The 16,799-nt window shown below is 61.2% G+C and carries 15 protein-coding genes; 4 read left to right on the forward strand and 11 right to left on the reverse strand.

The window, feature by feature from the left end; translation table 11 throughout:
* Positions 1-20: 20 nt before the first annotated feature.
* A complete protein-coding gene (locus AAGQ88_RS22480) occupies positions 21-2,090 on the reverse strand; it encodes a carbon starvation CstA family protein (RefSeq protein ID WP_342653614.1) in 2,070 nt (689 codons plus the stop codon).
* Positions 2,091-2,240: 150 nt separating this feature from the next.
* Here AAGQ88_RS22480 and AAGQ88_RS22485 point away from each other — a divergent pair, with 150 nt between their 5' ends.
* Positions 2,241-2,609, forward strand: a complete 369-nt coding sequence (locus AAGQ88_RS22485; protein ID WP_342653615.1) for a PilZ domain-containing protein — start codon at positions 2,241-2,243, stop codon at positions 2,607-2,609.
* 138 nt (positions 2,610-2,747) lie between these two features.
* Here AAGQ88_RS22485 and radA read toward each other — a convergent pair whose 3' ends face one another.
* A complete protein-coding gene (gene radA / locus AAGQ88_RS22490; RefSeq protein WP_285424994.1) occupies positions 2,748-4,118 on the reverse strand; it encodes a DNA repair protein RadA in 1,371 nt (456 codons plus the stop codon).
* A 199-nt stretch (positions 4,119-4,317) separates the two neighbouring features.
* Here radA and mscL point away from each other — a divergent pair, with 199 nt between their 5' ends.
* Positions 4,318-4,767: a large-conductance mechanosensitive channel protein MscL gene (mscL, locus tag AAGQ88_RS22495; protein WP_093469787.1), complete on the forward strand. Its 450-nt coding sequence runs from the start codon at positions 4,318-4,320 to the stop codon at positions 4,765-4,767.
* A 160-nt stretch (positions 4,768-4,927) separates the two neighbouring features.
* Here the strand turns inward: mscL and AAGQ88_RS22500 are convergent, their stop codons facing one another.
* Positions 4,928-5,704 carry a ferredoxin--NADP reductase gene (locus AAGQ88_RS22500; RefSeq protein WP_342653616.1) on the reverse strand — a complete coding sequence of 259 codons (777 nt, stop codon included), beginning with the start codon at positions 5,702-5,704 and terminating at the stop codon, positions 4,928-4,930.
* A 322-nt stretch (positions 5,705-6,026) separates the two neighbouring features.
* On the opposite strand from AAGQ88_RS22500, the gene AAGQ88_RS22505 reads away from it, so the two are divergent.
* Entirely contained in the window at positions 6,027-6,272 is a 246-nt protein-coding gene (locus tag AAGQ88_RS22505; RefSeq protein ID WP_093469783.1) for a helix-turn-helix transcriptional regulator, read from the forward strand.
* Between the two features lie 146 nt (positions 6,273-6,418).
* Positions 6,419-7,543 (forward strand): class I SAM-dependent methyltransferase, encoded by a 1,125-nt coding sequence (locus AAGQ88_RS22510; protein WP_342653617.1) that lies wholly within the window; start codon positions 6,419-6,421, stop codon positions 7,541-7,543.
* Between the two features lie 92 nt (positions 7,544-7,635).
* Here AAGQ88_RS22510 and AAGQ88_RS22515 read toward each other — a convergent pair whose 3' ends face one another.
* The 8 genes from AAGQ88_RS22515 to AAGQ88_RS22550 all read right to left on the reverse strand — a co-directional run bounded on the left by AAGQ88_RS22515 (position 7,636) and on the right by AAGQ88_RS22550 (position 16,759).
* Positions 7,636-7,818, reverse strand: coding sequence for a DUF2474 domain-containing protein (locus AAGQ88_RS22515; RefSeq protein ID WP_285424998.1), 183 nt, complete (start codon positions 7,816-7,818; stop codon positions 7,636-7,638).
* Between the two features lie 58 nt (positions 7,819-7,876).
* The gene (cydB, locus tag AAGQ88_RS22520) at positions 7,877-8,884 is read right to left on the reverse strand and encodes a cytochrome d ubiquinol oxidase subunit II (protein WP_285424999.1); all 1,008 of its coding nucleotides are present in this window, start codon (positions 8,882-8,884) and stop codon (positions 7,877-7,879) included.
* 3 nt (positions 8,885-8,887) lie between these two features.
* Positions 8,888-10,327, reverse strand: coding sequence for a cytochrome ubiquinol oxidase subunit I (locus tag AAGQ88_RS22525; RefSeq protein WP_285425000.1), 1,440 nt, complete (start codon positions 10,325-10,327; stop codon positions 8,888-8,890).
* Positions 10,328-10,735: 408 nt separating this feature from the next.
* Positions 10,736-11,665 (reverse strand): alpha/beta hydrolase, encoded by a 930-nt coding sequence (locus tag AAGQ88_RS22530; protein ID WP_342653618.1) that lies wholly within the window; start codon positions 11,663-11,665, stop codon positions 10,736-10,738.
* Between the two features lie 132 nt (positions 11,666-11,797).
* Positions 11,798-12,739: a choline ABC transporter substrate-binding protein gene (gene choX, locus AAGQ88_RS22535; RefSeq protein ID WP_342653619.1), complete on the reverse strand. Its 942-nt coding sequence runs from the start codon at positions 12,737-12,739 to the stop codon at positions 11,798-11,800.
* Between the two features lie 293 nt (positions 12,740-13,032).
* A complete protein-coding gene (locus AAGQ88_RS22540) occupies positions 13,033-15,240 on the reverse strand; it encodes a xanthine dehydrogenase family protein molybdopterin-binding subunit (protein ID WP_342653620.1) in 2,208 nt (735 codons plus the stop codon).
* 11 nt (positions 15,241-15,251) lie between these two features.
* Positions 15,252-16,238, reverse strand: coding sequence for a xanthine dehydrogenase family protein subunit M (locus AAGQ88_RS22545; RefSeq protein WP_342653621.1), 987 nt, complete (start codon positions 16,236-16,238; stop codon positions 15,252-15,254).
* On the reverse strand, positions 16,235-16,759 hold the full coding sequence (locus AAGQ88_RS22550; protein WP_342653622.1) for a (2Fe-2S)-binding protein: 525 nt from the start codon (positions 16,757-16,759) through the stop codon (positions 16,235-16,237). The genes AAGQ88_RS22545 and AAGQ88_RS22550 overlap by 4 nt, the downstream gene beginning before the upstream one ends.
* Between the last annotated feature and the right edge of the window lie 40 nt (positions 16,760-16,799).

Here is a 16,799-nt window from a genome sequence, read left to right on the forward strand (position 1 = left end):
CTCCTCGCCTCACAGCGCACTCAGTGGGTTTTCGGGAAGGCCTGGAATGGCGCTTCCTTGTCGGTACGCTCTTTCTTGACCCACGCCGCGCGACCCACTTTGATCGCGTAGAACAGGATGCTCAACACCACGAACAGGAACAGCGTGGTGAGTGCCGCGTTGGTGTAGGCGTTGAAGATCACGTGCTGCATCTGCTCCATGCTCTTGGCAGGCGCCAGCACCTGACCGGCATCGGCCGCCGCGCTGTACTTCTTCGCCAGCGCCAGGAAGCCCACCGCCGGGTTGGAATCGAACAGCTTGATGAAGCCTGCGGTCACGGTGCAGATCAGCAGCCACGACGCGGGCAGGATGGTCACCCAGGCGTACTGCTGGCGTTTCATCTTGATCAGCACGACCGTTGCCAGCATCAACGCGATCCCGGCGAGCATCTGGTTGGAGATGCCGAACAGCGGCCACAGTGTGTTGATGCCGCCCAGCGGATCGATCACGCCCTGATACAGCAAGTAGCCCCACAACGCGACGCAACCACCGGTGCCGATGGCGTTGGCGGTCCAGGACTCAGTACGTTTCAGCGCCGGTACGAAACTGCCGAGCAGGTCCTGCAGCATGAAACGACCGGCGCGAGTACCGGCATCCACGGCCGTCAAGATGAACAGCGCTTCGAACAGAATCGCAAAGTGGTACCAGAACGCCATGGTGTTCTGGCCGGGGAAAGCCTGATGGAGGATCTGCGCGATCCCGACCGCCAGCGTCGGCGCACCACCGGCACGGGCCAGGATAGTGTTTTCACCGATGTCCTTGGCCGTTGCAACCAGCTGATCCGGGGTGATCACGAAGCCCCAACTGCTGACCATCTGCGCGACCGCGTTGACGTCCGTGCCGACGATGGCCGCCGGGCTGTTCATCGCGAAGTACACACCGGGCTCGATGACCGACGCGGCCACCATGGCCATGATCGCCACGAACGATTCCATCAGCATGCCGCCGTAACCGATGTAGCGCGCGTTGACTTCGTTATCCAGCAGCTTGGGCGTAGTGCCCGAAGAGATCAGCGCGTGGAAGCCCGACACCGCACCGCAGGCGATGGTGATGAACAGGAACGGGAACAGCGTGCCCTTCCAGACCGGGCCGGAACCGTCGGTGAACTGGGTCAACGCCGGCATTTTCAACTCGGGCGCGAGGATCAGAATGCCGATCGCCAGAGCGATGATGGTGCCGATCTTCAGGAAAGTGGACAGGTAATCACGGGGCGCAAGCACTAGCCAGACTGGCAGCATGGCGGCGACGAAGCCATAACCGACCAGCATCCAGGTGATCTGCACGCCAGTGAAGGTGAACAGCGGCGCCCATTCAGGGCTGGCCGCGACTTGACCGCCGATCCAGATCGACAGCAGCAACAGCACCACGCCGACCACAGAGATTTCGCCGATGCGACCCGGGCGGATGTAGCGCATGTAAATGCCCATGAACATCGCGATCGGGATGGTCGCCATGACCGTGAACATGCCCCACGGGCTTTCCGCCAGGGCCTTGACCACGATCAGCGCCAGCACCGCAAGGATGATGATCATGATCAGGAAGCAGCCGAACAGCGCAATGGTGCCGGGAATCCGGCCCATTTCTTCGCGGACCATGTCGCCGAGCGAACGGCCGTTACGGCGAGTGGACAGGAACAGGATCATGAAATCCTGCACCGCACCGGCCAGCACCACGCCGGCAATCAGCCAGAGCGTGCCGGGCAGGTAGCCCATTTGCGCGGCAAGCACCGGACCGACCAGCGGGCCCGCGCCAGCGATGGCGGCAAAGTGGTGGCCGAAGAGGATGTGTTTGTTGGTGGGAACGTAATCGAGCCCGTCGTTGTTGAGCACCGCGGGCGTAGCCCGGGTCGGGTCGAGTTGCATGACACGTGTTGCGATGAACAGGCTGTAGTAGCGATAGGCGACCAGATAAATGGCCACCGCAGCCACCACGATCCAGAGTGCGTTGATCGCCTCCCCGCGACGCAATGCAACTACCCCCAGGGCACAGGCCCCAAGAATCGCAACAATCAGCCAGGGCACATGGCGCAGCAGACTATTATTATTTTTCATTTTTTATTTCCAGCTGAGTGGACTTATTTAGAGCAGCAAAAAGAGTTTAGCGCTGCTGAAGCGAAAGGCCACCCCCCACGATGGTCTGACGCCGGTTTTGTCCTATAGTCAACTCAGCTATGGCCAAGCACGCACCGGAGAAGTCGGCTCATGACAGCATCCCACGAAGACCGTCGGCGCTTTAAACGCATCTCGTTTGACGCCAGGACTGAACTGACCCAAGGCGATAAAAGCTGGCCCGTTCACTTGATCGATCTCTCGCTCAAGGGCCTGCTGATCGAGCGGCCTTCGCCCTGGCTTGGCGACCCGGACAAATCATTTATTGTGGACATCCACCTGAACGTCGATATCGACGTGCAGATGGAAGTGCGCCTGACCCACGACGACCATAACCATCTTGGCTTCGTGTGCGAGCACATCGGACTGGATTCGGTCACCCATCTGCGCCGGCTGATCGAACTGAATCTGGCCGATCACGACGAGCTGGAGCGAGAGTTGGCGGCGTTGATCGAGGTTTGACGGTAGGCCGAAATCCAATCCTCTGCAGGAGCGCGCTTGCCCGCGATTCGATGGCGGACCCGACCCATTAGTCGCGGCTGCACGAATGTTTTCTCGGGCAGGCGCGCTCCTGCAATGTTTCTTGTCGCGTACTCCGAATTACTCCTCGAACAACGCATCCAGCGCCTGATCCAGTCGAGTCACGCCGATCACGGTCAGGCCCGGCGGCGACTCTTTTGGCGCGTTGCCTTTGGGCACGATTGCCCGTTTGAAGCCATGCTTGGCCGCTTCCTTGAGGCGTTCCTGTCCACTGGGCACCGGACGGACTTCGCCCGACAGTCCCACCTCGCCGAATACCAGCAAATCCCCCGGCAGCGCGCGGTTGCGCAGGCTGGACATGACGGCTGCCATCAACGCGAGGTCAGAGGCGGTTTCCAGCACCTTCACCCCGCCCACCACGTTGAGAAACACGTCCTGATCATGGGTCGGAATACCGCCGTGCCGGTGCAGAACCGCCAACAGCATCGCCAGCCGGTTCTGATCAAGGCCGAGCGTGACGCGACGCGGATTGGACAAGTGGCTGTCATCGACCAGCGCCTGGACTTCGACCAGCATGGGCCGCGTGCCTTCCCAGGTTGCCATGACTACGCTGCCGGCGACTTCTTCCTGCGCCCGGGTGAGAAAGATCGCCGAGGGATTCGAGACCTCTTTCAGCCCCCTGTCGGTCATGCCGAAGACGCCAAGCTCGTTGACCGCGCCGAAACGGTTCTTCACTGCGCGCAACAGGCGCAGGCGACCGTCTGACTCGCCTTCGAAATACAGCACGGTGTCGACCATGTGCTCCAGAACACGCGGGCCCGCCAGCGCGCCTTCCTTGGTCACGTGACCAACCAGAAAAATCGCCGTGCCGCTCTGTTTCGCGTAACGCACCAGCAACGCCGCGCTTTCCCGAACCTGCGACACGCCGCCGGGCGCCGATTGCAGTTGTTCGGTGAAGATGGTCTGGATCGAGTCGATCACCATGACCTTGGGCTGCTCGATGCGCGCGGTCGCAATGATGGTTTCGATGCAGGTTTCGGTCATCACCCGCAACTTGTCCTGGGGCAGCCCGAGGCGCCGGGCGCGCATGGCGACCTGCTGCTGCGATTCTTCGCCGGTCACGTACAACGCAGGCATGCGCTCGGCAATGGCGCACAGGGTCTGCAACAGGATCGTCGATTTGCCAATGCCCGGATCGCCGCCGATCAGCACCACCGAACCATCGACCAGGCCGCCGCCCAGCACACGGTCAAGTTCGGTCGAATTAGTGGAGAACCGCGGAATTTCCTCGACGCTGACCTCGGCCAGGGTCTTGATCTGCGCCTGTTGCCCGGTCCAGCCCGCGCGACCGCTTGGGGCCGCCGCCGTGCTGCTGTCGATGACCGTTTCGACCAGGGTATTCCAGGCGCCGCATTCGCCACATTGCCCGGCCCATTTGGGAAAGGTCGCGCCGCACTCGGTGCAGCCATACATGCGCTTGGCCTTGGCCATGAAACCCCCGACGCGAAAAAAGGGGCAATGATAACCCATGCCTCAAGTCGCTGCGTACGACACCGGCGCAGGCCACTTTTTTGGGGGATTCAATAAAACTAACCGGGCATGAGCCGGTCGATTGCAGGGATTACGCGGGATGCAGATAGCTGACATACACTGCATCCACAACACTCATCTGTAACAAAGGAATACACCCATGAGCGTACTAAGCGAGTTCAAAGCCTTCGCCGTCAAAGGCAATGTGGTCGACATGGCCGTCGGTATCATCATTGGCGCGGCATTCGGCAAGATCGTTTCGTCGTTCGTCGGCGATGTAATCATGCCGCCCCTGGGGCTGCTGATCGGCGGCGTGGACTTCAGCGATCTGGCCGTGACCCTGCGCGCTGCCGAAGGCAATGCCCCCGCTGTGGTTCTGGCCTACGGCAAGTTCATCCAGACCGTGGTCGATTTCATCATTGTCGCGTTCGCGATCTTCATGGGCGTCAAGGCGATCAACCGTCTGAAACGCGAAGAGGCCAAGGCTCCTACGCTGCCGCCGACTCCCAGTAAAGAAGAAGTGCTGCTGGGCGAGATCCGCGACCTGCTCAAGGAGCAGAACAACAAACCCGCCGCGCCGATTCAGGTGACGCCAGACCGGTTGGTCTAAGCAAAGCGCCTGGCCATAGCCCGCGCGGCATGGCGGGAAACTCTGGGAAGGAATTCATTCGCGGTGCGGACCGTCAGACGCCAGGTCTTTGGCAGGATGTCACGGCGTCTGGTGAATGAATTCGCTTCCACAGCGACGCGTCCGCCAGCCGATACCCGCCCTACCAATAATTCTCGACTGCGATCTGCCCCGGCTTGCGGGTCAAGGCCAGGCGCATGTCACGGGTCTTGAGCACTGCACGGGTGTCCTCGATCATCTGTGGATTGCCGCAGATCATCACGCGCGAATGCTCCGGGCCAAGCGTTATCCCGGCAGCCTGTTCCAGCTCACCGGTTTCGATCAACGTCGTGATACGACCATGCAGCGCGCCGGGAAGCTCCTCGCGAGTGACGGTCGCGATGAACCGGAACTTGTGCGCGTATTCGGCCAGATAGTCGCGCTGGGTCAGCTCAGCGATCAGTTGCTGATACGCCAGCTCCTTCGCCTCACGAACGCTGTACACCAGAATGATCCGCTCGAATTTTTCCCACACTTCGAAGTTCTGAAGTATCGACAGGAACGGGGCCACGCCGGTCCCGGTGGACAACATCCAGAGATCGCGGCCATCGGTAAATCGATCCAGCGTCAGGTACCCGACCGCCTGCTTTTCCACCATCAGCGTGTCGCCTTCGCGCAGCCTGCTCAGCTCGCTGGTGAACTCGCCGCCCGGTACGACAATGGAGAAAAACTCGAGAAACTCATCAAACGGCGAAGAGACGACTGAGTACGCCCGCCATACCGTGCTGCCGTCGGCCTTGGTCACGCCCAGTCGTGCGAATTGTCCGGCGGTGAAGCGGAAACCAGCATCTCGCGTTGTACGAAAGGTAAACAGACTTGGCGTCAGCGGGGTAACGTCCAGCAGCGTTTGCCGGGTGAATTTCTCTGCACTGGCAGTCATGAGGGCGCTCCTGGCTCCTGTCATTCCAAACGGACGTCCAGTTTCCCGCAAACCGACGCGGATAAACACCGCAGGTTTGTAGTGGTATCACGAAGCGCCCGCCTCGCTTTTAAGATTGTTTGGCTATTGGGGCTATCGCGCCAAGCTCTCAGCAACCTGGCGTGCGTCGTAACCCGTTGATTCGATGAGGGGTCGCTGGAGCGAGTCGGACAGGTCAACATGTCCCGGCGCCAGACTGCGATGGATGCGTGTATCGCGTCCTTATTTTCTTCCTAGACTTTGATCACATGGACGAAAGCGCGATCCGGCCTGGAGGCTGATGATGGAAGACATGATGGCTGCAACCTCACGCATGGAGGTCGTGAGTGCTGAGCACGACGGCCTCACCGTACGAGAAGTCGAAGTACTGAAATGGTCCGCCGAAGGCAAGACAGCAGCGGAAGTCGCGATGATTCTGGAGTTGAAAACCCGCACCGTGAACTATCACATCGGTCGCGCCATTCAAAAGTTCGGCGTTGCCAACAAGACCTGCGCAGTGGTGAAAGCAGCCCGCAGAGGGCTGTTTTGAGGCACGCGGCCCCGACTGGAAAAACCTCGGATACGAACGCACAGAAAACACGTAAAATCGGCGCTTTTCGCGAGCCCGATCACTGCGGCGCTTACGTGACCCACGCCGATTTCTGATTGCGTCCTCAACGATGGATTTTTCCGCTCATGCCCCTGCTTACCACGCCCTTTGCCCAGCTTGACCTGATCCGCCAGCCGGAGCAGTCGGACGAGCCTTTGCAGGCTTTCGATGCCGCTGACGAATACTTGCTCAATCATGTGGCCGAACATGGGCTGACGCTTCAGACCCGCGTGCTGGTGCTCAATGACAATTTCGGCGCACTGGCCGCCAGTCTGGCGCCCCACGCGGCAGTGTTCAGCAGCACTGACTCGTTTCTGGGCGTGCAGGCGCTCGAGAAGAATCTTGTGCGCAACGATCAGGCCTACGATGCCGTGCCGGTGATTCCTGCGAGCGAACCGCTGCAGGGGCCCTTCGACTGGGTATTGATCCGCGTCCCGAAAACCCTTGCCCTGCTCGAGGAACAGTTGATTCGTCTGCAAGGCCAGCTGGCGCCGAACGCCAAAGTGGTTGCGGCAGGCATGATCAAGCACCTGCCGCGCTCGGCGGGCGAGCTGATGGAGGAATACATCGGGCCGGTGCAGGCATCGCTTGCGGTGAAGAAGGCGCGGCTGCTGTTCTGCACACCGCAAGACAAGCCATTCCAGGCTTCACCCTTCCCCACCCGTTACACGCTGGACGATCCGAAGATCGAGTTGATCAACCACGCCAACGTCTTCTGCCGCGATGGTCTGGACATCGGCACCCGTGCGTTTCTGCCCCACTTGCCCAACAATCTGGGATCGGCGCGGGTGGCTGACCTGGGCTGCGGCAATGGCGTGCTCGCGATCGCGAGCGCGCTGGCGAACCCGGATGCCCATTACACGCTGGTGGACGAGTCGTTCATGGCCGTGCAATCGGCCCGGGAGAACTGGGACCTGGCGCTGGGTGAGCGACCTGCGGTGATCCGGGCCGCCGATGGGTTGGCGGGCCAGGAAGCCGATTCGCTCGATGTGGTGCTGTGCAATCCACCATTCCATCAACAGCAGGTCGTGGGCGACTTCCTTGCCTGGCGGATGTTCCAGCAAGCGCGCTCGGCGCTGGTAACTGGGGGATCGCTGTACATCGTCGGCAACCGGCATCTGGGCTATCACAGCAAACTGGCACGGCTGTTCAGGGGTGTCGAGCAAGTGGCGGCGACGCCCAAATTCGTCATTCTCAAAGCGCGCAAGTAATCTCGACTGCAGGCACAGCGTCTGGCCAGACGAATGAATGGCCGGCCATTAAAAAAACCGCCGAGGCGGGTTTTTTAATGCGCAAGACGCGCTCAGTGAGTCTTCATCCCGGCGGCCGTCATGAACATGCGCAACAGGGTGGCGACGATGAACAGCGCGAAGACGCTCCCGGCCCAGATGATCGCCAGCCAGCCCAGTCGCTTCCACAGCGGCGTGTTCTTGGCGGGATCTTCTTCGTGGGCAGGTTTATCGTGAAAAGATTCTTTGCCAGACATCACAGGACCCTCGTCTCAAATCCCGCGCCGATGCAGCACGCATCGGCGCGGACCGTACTCAGTGGTAGCCGTCTTCGTGGGTCACCTTGCCGCGGAACACGTAGTAGCTCCAGAAGGTGTAACCCAGGATGAACGGGATGATGAACAGCGTACCGACCAGGATGAACCCCTGGCTTTGGGGCGGCGATGCGGCGTCCCAGATCGAGATCGACGGCGGCACGATGTTCGGCCACAGGCTGATGCCCAGACCGCTGTAACCGAGGAAGACCAGTACCAGCGTCAACAGGAACGGCGTGTAATGCGCGTTGCGTGCCACCGCTTTGAACAGGCCATACAGGGTCAGCAGCACCAGCGCCGGAACCGGCATGAACCAGAACAGGTTCGGGATGCTGAACCAGCGATCGGCGATGTCCTGATGCGCCAGCGGCGTCCACAGGCTGACGATCGCCATCACGACCAGCAGAACGATTGCCAGCGGACGCGCCAGGTCGTGCATGGCCTTCTGCAGGTCACCTTCGGTTTTCATGATCAGCCAGGTGCAGCCCAGCAGCGCGTACGCCACGATCAGTGCCAGACCGCAGAACAGCGAGAACGGCGTCAGCCAGTCCAGCCCGCCGCCGGCATAAGCCCGGTTTACCACCGGAATGCCGTCGATGAATGCGCCCAGCGCCACGCCCTGGAAGAACGTCGCCACCAGCGAGCCGCCGATGAACGCCTTGTCCCACAGATGACGCTTGGCATCGGTGGCCTTGAAGCGGAACTCGAAGGCCACGCCGCGGAAGATCAGGCCGATGAGCATGAAGATCAGCGGCAGATACAACGCCTCGAGGACGACCGAGTACGCCAGCGGGAACGCGCCGAACAGGCCCGCACCGCCCAGCACCAGCCAGGTTTCGTTGCCGTCCCAGACAGGCGCGACGGTGTTCATCATCACGTCACGGTCGGTTTTGTCCTTCATGAACGGAAAGAGGATTCCGATCCCGAGGTCGAAGCCATCCATGATGACGTACATCATGATGCCGAAGATGATGATCACGGCCCAGATCAGTGGAAGATCGATACCCATGGCTCAGTTCCCCTCACGCAGGCTGGAAGGTTCGCCTTCGCCGTCGCCTTCATGGGCGGCGGAGAGAGGACGTGCGGGTGTGCGCTGCTGGCCAGGCCCGCCATGCGGCGTATCATCGCCTTCATGGGTTTTCGGCCCTTTGCGCACCAGACGCATCATGTAGCCGAAGCCAGTACCGAACAGCGCGAAGTACACCACCACGAACAGCACGAGGGTCAGACTCATCTGCCCGACGCTGTGGTTGGACGATGCATCGGCGGTGCGCATCAGGCCGTAGACGACCCATGGCTGACGCCCGATTTCAGTGGTGAACCAGCCTGCCAGCAGGGCGATCAGACCGGACGGCCCCATGCACATCACCAGCCTCAGGAACAGCCGGTTGCTGTACAACCCGCCGCGCCAGCGCAGCCAGGCGCTCCACAGACCGACCGCAATCATCAGCATGCCCAGGCCAGCCATCACCCGGAATGACCAGAAAATGATGGTAGAGTTAGGGCGGTCTTCTGGTGGAAACGATTTGAGCGCCGGAATCTGTTTATCCAGGCTGTGGGTCAGGATCAGGCTGCCGAGATAAGGAACCTCGATCGCGTACTTGGTCCTTTCCTCTTTCATGTCCGGAATGCCGAACAGGATCAGCGGGGTCGGTTCGTCACCGACGTTTTCCCAGTGCCCTTCAATGGCGGCAATCTTGGCCGGTTGATGTTCCAGGGTGTTCAGACCGTGGGCGTCGCCGACCATCGCCTGAATCGGCGCGACGATCAGCGCCATCCACATGGCCATCGACAACATGCGACGAATGGCCGGGTTATCGCGACCGCGCAATAAATGCCATGCCGCCGAAGCGCCGACGAAGAAAGCGGTGGCGACGAACGCGGCAATTGCCATGTGCGCAAGGCGGTAAGGGAAAGACGGGTTGAAGATGACGGCCAGCCAGTCCACCGGCACGACGCGACCGTCGACAATGTCGAAACCCTGAGGCGTCTGCATCCAGCTGTTGGAGGCCAGGATCCAGAAGGTCGAGATCAACGTGCCGACCGCGACCATCGCAGTGGCGAAGAAGTGCAGCCCACGACCCACGCGGTTCCAGCCGAACAGCATGACACCCAGGAAGCCCGCTTCGAGGAAGAAGGCGGTCAGCACCTCATAGGTCAGCAATGGGCCGGTGATCGCTCCTGCGAAGTCGGAGAATCGACTCCAGTTGGTGCCGAATTCATACGCCATGACCAGCCCGGAGACCACGCCCATCCCGAAGTTCACGGCAAATATCTTGGACCAGAAGTGGTAAAGGTCGCGGTAGGTATTGTCGTGGGTTTTCAGCCACAGGCCTTCGAGCACGGCAAGGAAGCTCGCCAGACCGATGGTGATGGCAGGGAACAGGATGTGAAATGAAACAGTGAATGCAAACTGAATTCGGGCGAGATCGAGTGCCTCTAAACCGAACATAGGTCTTCCTCTATCAGGTGAAACCGGCTTCAGACCTCGGGGCCTGCAGCATCTGCCCCCACGGATTTATTGAGTGCGACGTTGTGCGTGTGTTCTTTTTGGTTCGCGCTCAGGTTGTTGACGCGGGAGTTGTGTCAAGCGGCCCGGTCAATCAATACGTGTAAAGACATTGATTCAGGTCAACCGACCCTCAAAGAGTAGTCTCATTTTGTCACATGCTCCGCGTGGTCTTTTGTCGCGTGGCGAGTTGCCTCACCTTCAGATGCAGAGCAGTTCGCGTGTGATCGGATCAGTTGAGTGTTCTGGCAAGGATCGCACGGCGCCCGACACGCAGGGCTGCCGAGCGGGCCGGGCGATTTCGCCGGGGCGATCCGGCTGCCGTGAGCCGTCTTCCCCCGAGGTGATTGCCTACAACGGCGAACGAATAAATCCCAGCAAAGCCGAGACAAGTCGCCGGTAGAGATCGTCGACCTCCGGCGCCAGTCCCTTCGCCCTCAGGCTGCCGTGCACCAGCCCCGGCCCCGCATCGAATTCAGTCGTGACGCCCGCTTCGCGCAGGGCGCGCTCGTAGCAGACGCCGTCGTCGCGAAGCGGATCGAATTGAGCGACGGCGATAAATGCTGGCGCCAGACCGCGAAAGTCCGTCGCCTGCAGCGGCATGGCGTAGGATGAACGCTCGCCCTCCTTCATGTAGAGCTGATCATAAAACGCCAGCTCAGCGGTGCTGAGCAGGGGCGCGTCAGCGCATTCGGTACGCGAAGGCAGGTTATCCGCGCCGCCCAGCGCGGGATAGATCAGGGCTTGACCCACCGGCTGGCGGTCGCCGGCATCACGCAACGCCAGGCAGACGGCGGCTGCAAGATTGCCGCCCGCACTGTCTCCGGCAATGGCCACCCGACGCGGATCGATATCCAGCCGTTGGGCCTGAATCTGCACCGCATGCCAGACTGCCAGGCAATCGCCGAAACCGGCCGGGAACGGATGTTCCGGCGCCAGACGGTAATCCACCGCAATCACCACCGCATTGAGATCGGCTGCCAGCGCGGCGGTCAGGAAGTCATGGGAATCGAGGTCACCCACCACCCAGCCACCGCCATGCAGGTAAACCACGCACGGCGCTGGGTGCTCGGGGGAAAGAAGATGCGGCCGATAGCTGCGCACGGGCACGCCAGCCAAGGTGAAATCCCGGACCTCCAGCCCTTCCGGGCGCGCCGGGGTGAAGGCTTCGCACATGCGCGAATAAGCACGGCGCTGGTCATTGAAATCAGGCGCGTCGCTGCTGAAGCTCAGCGTTCGCGCAATGAAGTCAGCCATGGCGGTTGAAAGTCGGTAAGGCATGACAGCGCTCCCCTCAGCGTTGAACCGCTCAAGCGCAGCCGACAAACGCACGAAGCAGTCCGGCCTGTTGGCAGTCGTCTCTGAGGACGCTGCCGACAGGCCGGACTGCCAGGTGATCAGCCAGTGCGCCGCTTATTTATTGACGGCAACTTGTACGGCGGTCACTGCGTCCTTCCCGTCAAACGTGGTGACGCCATCGAGCCAGCGGCGCATGTCGTCCGGATGATCCTTGAGCCACTGTTTGGCAACATCGTTCGGCGCCTTGCGGTCCATGATCGGCACCATCATCTGACTCTCTTGCGCCGCCGTGAATTTCAGATTGCTCATCAGTTTACTGACGTTCGGGCAACGGGTCGCGTAATCCGGGGCGGTCACCACTGATACGGTCGCGGCGCCTTCGTCCGGGCCGAACACGTCTTCGCTGCCGGTCAGGTAGGCGATCTTCATGTTGATGTTCATCGGGTGCGGGGTCCAGCCGACGAATACCACCCATTCGTTACGCTTGATCGCACGCTGAACCGCGGCCAGCATGCCCGCCTCGCCGGATTCGACCAGCTGGAAACCGCCGAGCCCGAACTGGTTCTTATCGATCATGCCTTTGATGTTGGCGTTAGCGCCGGTGCCAGGCTCGATGCCATAGATCTTGCCACCGAGCTTGTCCTTGAATTTGGCGATGTCGGCGAAGGTTTTCAGCCCGCCCGCGGCCACGTAATCCGGCACGGCAAGCGTTGCCTGGGCATCGCTCATGCTTGGGGCGTCGAGGACTTTCACCTGATTGGCGGCCACGAACGGCGCGATGTTCTTGTCCATCGCCGGTTTCCAGTAGCCCAGGAACACGTCGAGACGATCGTCACGCAGGCCCCCGAAAACGATCTGCTGGGCGGCGCTGGTCTGTTTGACGTCGTAACCCATGTTCTCCAGCAAGACCTGCGCGACGGCGCTGGTGGCGACCACGTCGGTCCAGTTGACCACGCCCATGCGCACGCTCTGGCACTTGGCTGGCTCCGCCGCCAGCAATACGGTGCTGCTCAGCATCAACACACCGCAACTGATGTGACGAATAAATCTCTTCATGCGTGCTCCTCGGGTCGGCTCGTTATTTTATTCAGCTCTTTGCGGCAGTTTTCTAAGGCTTCAAGACCCACGGCAATTCGAATGTTGCCGCGTAGATGCAAATTACGCAGCAGCCCCCTGCACGAAGCGCACCAGCGCGACCTGTGCTTGCACTGGGGCGACATTGAATGAGCAGTGAGGATGAGCAGATTGCAGGATCGCACCTGCCCGCGGCTGGTACACATCAGGCTTCCCTCTATAAGCCTGATGCGTTGCAGACGCGGGCCGGTGCGTGCCTGTGCAAGACGCTGCGATTACAGCACTTTATCCAGCGTAATCGGGAACTCCCGAACCCGCTTGCCGGTAGCGTGGAAGATGGCGTTGGCGATCGCGGCAGCCACACCGACGATGCCGATTTCGCCGACCCCTTTGGAGCCCAGGTCGTTGACGATGCTGTCGTTCTCCTCGACGAACAGCACATCGATGTCGCCGATGTCGGCGTTCACCGGGATGTGATATTCGGCCAGGCTGTGGTTCATGAAGCGCCCCAGGTTGTGATCGGTCTGAGACTCCTCCTGCAGGGCCTGACTGATGCCCCACACCACGCCGCCGAGTATCTGACTGCGCGCCATCTTCGGATTGACGACCCTTCCCGCCGCCACTGCACTGACCACGCGGTTGACGCGAACGGTGCCCAGGTCTTCATCGACCCGTACCTCGACGAACACTGCCGAATGGGTCGCGGTCGCGTAGCCTTCGCGTTTCTCGTCCGGTTCGCAGTCGATCTGAACGTCGAGCACGTCATGCGAGGAGTCTCGGACGATGTCGGCGTAGGAAAAGCGTTGGTCGTCGATATGCAGATAGCCGTCGCCAAAACCCACGTCTTCCATGTCCACGACAGCGTATTGCGGATTGGCCATACGCACGGCGTCGAGCAGCTTGGCGCGCAATGCGCGGCAGGCCTGCTGGACCGCGGAACCCACAGACGAGACCGTGAAAGAGCCGCCTTGAAGCGGCGCCGTCGGCAACGACGAATCGCCCAGCACGAAGGTGACGTCCTGCGGCATCACGCCTGCCGCTTCGGCCGCGATCTGCGTCATGACCGTGTAGGTTCCCGTCCCGATGTCGGTGGTCGCGCTGCTGACGGTCAGTTTGCCATCGCTGTCGATGCTGGCCTTGGCGCTGGCCTTCATCTGCATGGCTTCCCACACGCCGCCCGCCATGCCCCAACCGACCAGTTGGCGACCTTCGCGCATGCTGCGTGGCTCAGGATTACGCTTGCTCCAGCCAAATCGTTCAGCACCCTGCTCATAGCAGGCGCGCAACTCTTTGCTGGAATACGGCTTGTCTTCGTTGCCGTTGCGCTCGGCGAAATTGACCACGCGCAGTTGCACCGGATCGATGCCCGCCGCGCAGGCAAGCTCATCCATGGCGCACTCCAGCCCGATCATGCCCGACGCAGCGCCCGGCGCGCGCATGTCCAGCGGCGTATAGACGTCCAGCGGCGCCAGTTTATAAGTCAGCTGCACGTTGTCGCACTGGTAGAGCATTCCGCTCCATGCCACCACGTGCTCAGTGAAATCCTCGAACCGCGACGTCTGGCCGATCACATCGTGTCCGACGGCGACCAGTTTGCCGTCAGCCGATGCACCCAGGCGCAGGCGTTGCAAGGTGTTGGGGCGGTAGCCGAAGGTGAACATCTGCTGGCGGGTCAGCGTCAAGCGGACCGAACGCTTCAGGTGCAAAGCCGCCATCACGGCCAGCGGCAACTGATATTGGGGACGCAGGCCGGAACCGAATGCGCCGCCGACAAACGCTGCAAAGATCCGGATCTTGTCCTTGCCCAGGCCGAATACCTTGTGCAGATAGTCCTGACAGTTCTGTGGGCCTTGGGTCTTGTCGTGGATTTCCAGGCAGCCGTCGTCGCGGTACAGCACGGTGGACGCGTGAGGTTCCATCGGGTTGTGGTGCTCGTTCGGCGTGGTGTAGTGGGCGTCCATGGTCACCGCCGCACTGGCGAAACCGGCCTGAAAATCGCCCCGAGGCTTCGGCGTTTCGGCCGGGGCAGTGTGGGCCGTTTCCTTTACGGCGATCAGATTGGTCTCATGGCCATCGACCTGGTATTCGATGCGCACCAGCGACCCGGCGTAGCGAGCCAGTTCGAGCGTATCGGCGACCACCAGCGCCAGAGGTTGGCCGCTGTAGAGCACGCGGTCGTTGTAAAACGGCCGGAACGGCGAGCCTTCTGCTGAATCGGCGTCGGTGTAGTCCTTGTCGTAACTGGCGATGTGCGGACGATTAGTATGGTCGAGCACCGCAACCACCCCCGGCACCTGCATGGCCGCGGAGGTATCGATGCTGACGATTCGTCCGCTGGCGATGGTGCTGGAGACCACGCTTGCGTACAGCAGGCCCAGTTCCTGGTATTCGCCGGCGTAACGTGCCTGTCCGGTGACTTTCAGCAGACCGTCGACGCGGTCCATCGGTTGCCCCAGCGACGACGTGGTTCCAGGTGGAGACATTTTCGCGTTCATCAGGATTGCCCTCCCACAGCGGCATCGCTCAAGGCGCGCACGATCGCGCGACGCGCCAGCTTGATCTTGAAAGCGTTGTGCGCGAGCGGCTGAGCATCGCGCAGCATGGCATCGGCCACCGCGACGAAATTCTCACGGGACACCGGCTTGCCCACCAACAGCTGCTCGACGGCCTTGTCGCGCCACGGCTTGTGCGCAACGCCGCCCAATGCCAGGCGCGCATCGCGGACCACATCGCCATCCAGCTCCAACGCTGCGGCGACAGAGACCAGGGCGAAGGCATAGGACGCGCGGTCGCGGATTTTCAGGTAATGACTGTGTTGGGTGAACCTCGCCGGTGGCAGCTCGATGGCGGTGATCAGCTCATCGTCGGCCAGTTGGTTGTCACGTTGCGGTGCGTCCTCGGGCAGACGATGGAAATCTGCGAATTCGATGGTGCGTTTGCCTGCGCGGCCTTCGACGTGAACCACCGCTTCCAGCGCCGCCAGCGCCACGCACATGTCCGAAGGATGGGTGGCGACGCATTCGGCGCTGGCGCCAAGGATTGCGTGAATCCGGTTCAAGCCGTCTTTGGCGGGACAACCGCTGCCTGGCTCGCGTTTGTTGCACGGCACGCTTGCGTCGTAGAAGTAGTAGCAGCGGGTGCGCTGCAAGAGGTTGCCGCCAGTGCTTGCCATGTTGCGCAATTGCGGCGACGCACCGGCCAGGATCGCCTGGGACAGCAACGGGTAGCGCTGCTCGATCAAGGGATGCCAGGCCAGGTCAGCATTGCTGACCAACGCGCCGATCATCACTCCGCCGCTGGCCGTCTCGCGCACTTCCTTGAGCGGCAGCCCGGTGATGTCGATCAGATGCTCGGGGCGAGCGATGTTTTCCTTCATCAGATCCAGAAGGTTCGTCCCTCCCGCGATGAAACGACTGGCCGGCCCTGCGAGGTTGATCGCCTGGCTGACGTCTTCTGGCTTGCTGTAGCTGAATGGATTCATTGGCCACGTCCTCCCTGGTCCGGCGCCGCCCTCATCTGTGGCAACACCTCTTCGACCGCCGCGCGAATGTTGCTGTAGGCGCCGCATCGGCACAGATTGCCGCTCATCAATTCCTTGATTTCATCGTCGGTGCGCGCACGACCTTCATTGGCCAGGCCCACGGCCGAGCAGATCTGACCCGGCGTGCAATAGCCGCACTGAAAAGCGTCATGCTTGATAAAGGCTTGCTGCATCGGGTGCAGCACATCACCGCTGGCCAGACCTTCGACAGTGGTCAGCTCGGCGCCATCGCACATCACCGCCAGTGTCAGGCAGGCATTGATGCGTTTGCCATCGCGCAACACGGTGCACGCGCCGCACTGGCCGTGATCGCAGCCTTTCTTGGTGCCCACCAGATCCAGCTGATCACGCAGCAGGTCCAGCAGGGTGGTCCAGGGCTGTACTTCCAGTTGTCTGGTCTGGCCGTTCAATGTCAGGGCAATGGTGTGCTCTGCGAAGGCCTGTTGGTTCGTCGCGCTCATGGGGAAACCTCACGGTAGGTACTCGTTCAGCGCAGTTGAT

The organism is Pseudomonas sp. F3-2 (genome assembly GCF_038804275.1).
Classification (GTDB): Bacteria; Pseudomonadota; Gammaproteobacteria; order Pseudomonadales; family Pseudomonadaceae; genus Aquipseudomonas.

Excerpts from the sequence above, each read along its gene's own strand:
- AAGQ88_RS22480 (WP_342653614.1), bottom strand. The coding sequence starts at position 2,090 with ATGAAAAATAATAATAGTCTGCTGCGCCATGTGCCCTGGCTGATTGTT.
- AAGQ88_RS22485 (WP_342653615.1), top strand. The coding sequence starts at position 2,241 with ATGACAGCATCCCACGAAGACCGTCGGCGCTTTAAACGCATCTCGTTT.
- radA (WP_285424994.1), bottom strand. The coding sequence starts at position 4,118 with ATGGCCAAGGCCAAGCGCATGTATGGCTGCACCGAGTGCGGCGCGACC.
- mscL (WP_093469787.1), top strand. The coding sequence starts at position 4,318 with ATGAGCGTACTAAGCGAGTTCAAAGCCTTCGCCGTCAAAGGCAATGTG.
- AAGQ88_RS22500 (WP_342653616.1), bottom strand. The coding sequence starts at position 5,704 with ATGACTGCCAGTGCAGAGAAATTCACCCGGCAAACGCTGCTGGACGTT.
- AAGQ88_RS22505 (WP_093469783.1), top strand. The coding sequence starts at position 6,027 with ATGGAAGACATGATGGCTGCAACCTCACGCATGGAGGTCGTGAGTGCT.
- AAGQ88_RS22510 (WP_342653617.1), top strand. The coding sequence starts at position 6,419 with ATGCCCCTGCTTACCACGCCCTTTGCCCAGCTTGACCTGATCCGCCAG.
- AAGQ88_RS22515 (WP_285424998.1), bottom strand. The coding sequence starts at position 7,818 with ATGTCTGGCAAAGAATCTTTTCACGATAAACCTGCCCACGAAGAAGAT.
- cydB (WP_285424999.1), bottom strand. The coding sequence starts at position 8,884 with ATGGGTATCGATCTTCCACTGATCTGGGCCGTGATCATCATCTTCGGC.
- AAGQ88_RS22525 (WP_285425000.1), bottom strand. The coding sequence starts at position 10,327 with ATGTTCGGTTTAGAGGCACTCGATCTCGCCCGAATTCAGTTTGCATTC.
- AAGQ88_RS22530 (WP_342653618.1), bottom strand. The coding sequence starts at position 11,665 with ATGCCTTACCGACTTTCAACCGCCATGGCTGACTTCATTGCGCGAACG.
- choX (WP_342653619.1), bottom strand. The coding sequence starts at position 12,739 with ATGAAGAGATTTATTCGTCACATCAGTTGCGGTGTGTTGATGCTGAGC.
- AAGQ88_RS22540 (WP_342653620.1), bottom strand. The coding sequence starts at position 15,240 with ATGTCTCCACCTGGAACCACGTCGTCGCTGGGGCAACCGATGGACCGC.
- AAGQ88_RS22545 (WP_342653621.1), bottom strand. The coding sequence starts at position 16,238 with ATGAATCCATTCAGCTACAGCAAGCCAGAAGACGTCAGCCAGGCGATC.
- AAGQ88_RS22550 (WP_342653622.1), bottom strand. The coding sequence starts at position 16,759 with ATGAGCGCGACGAACCAACAGGCCTTCGCAGAGCACACCATTGCCCTG.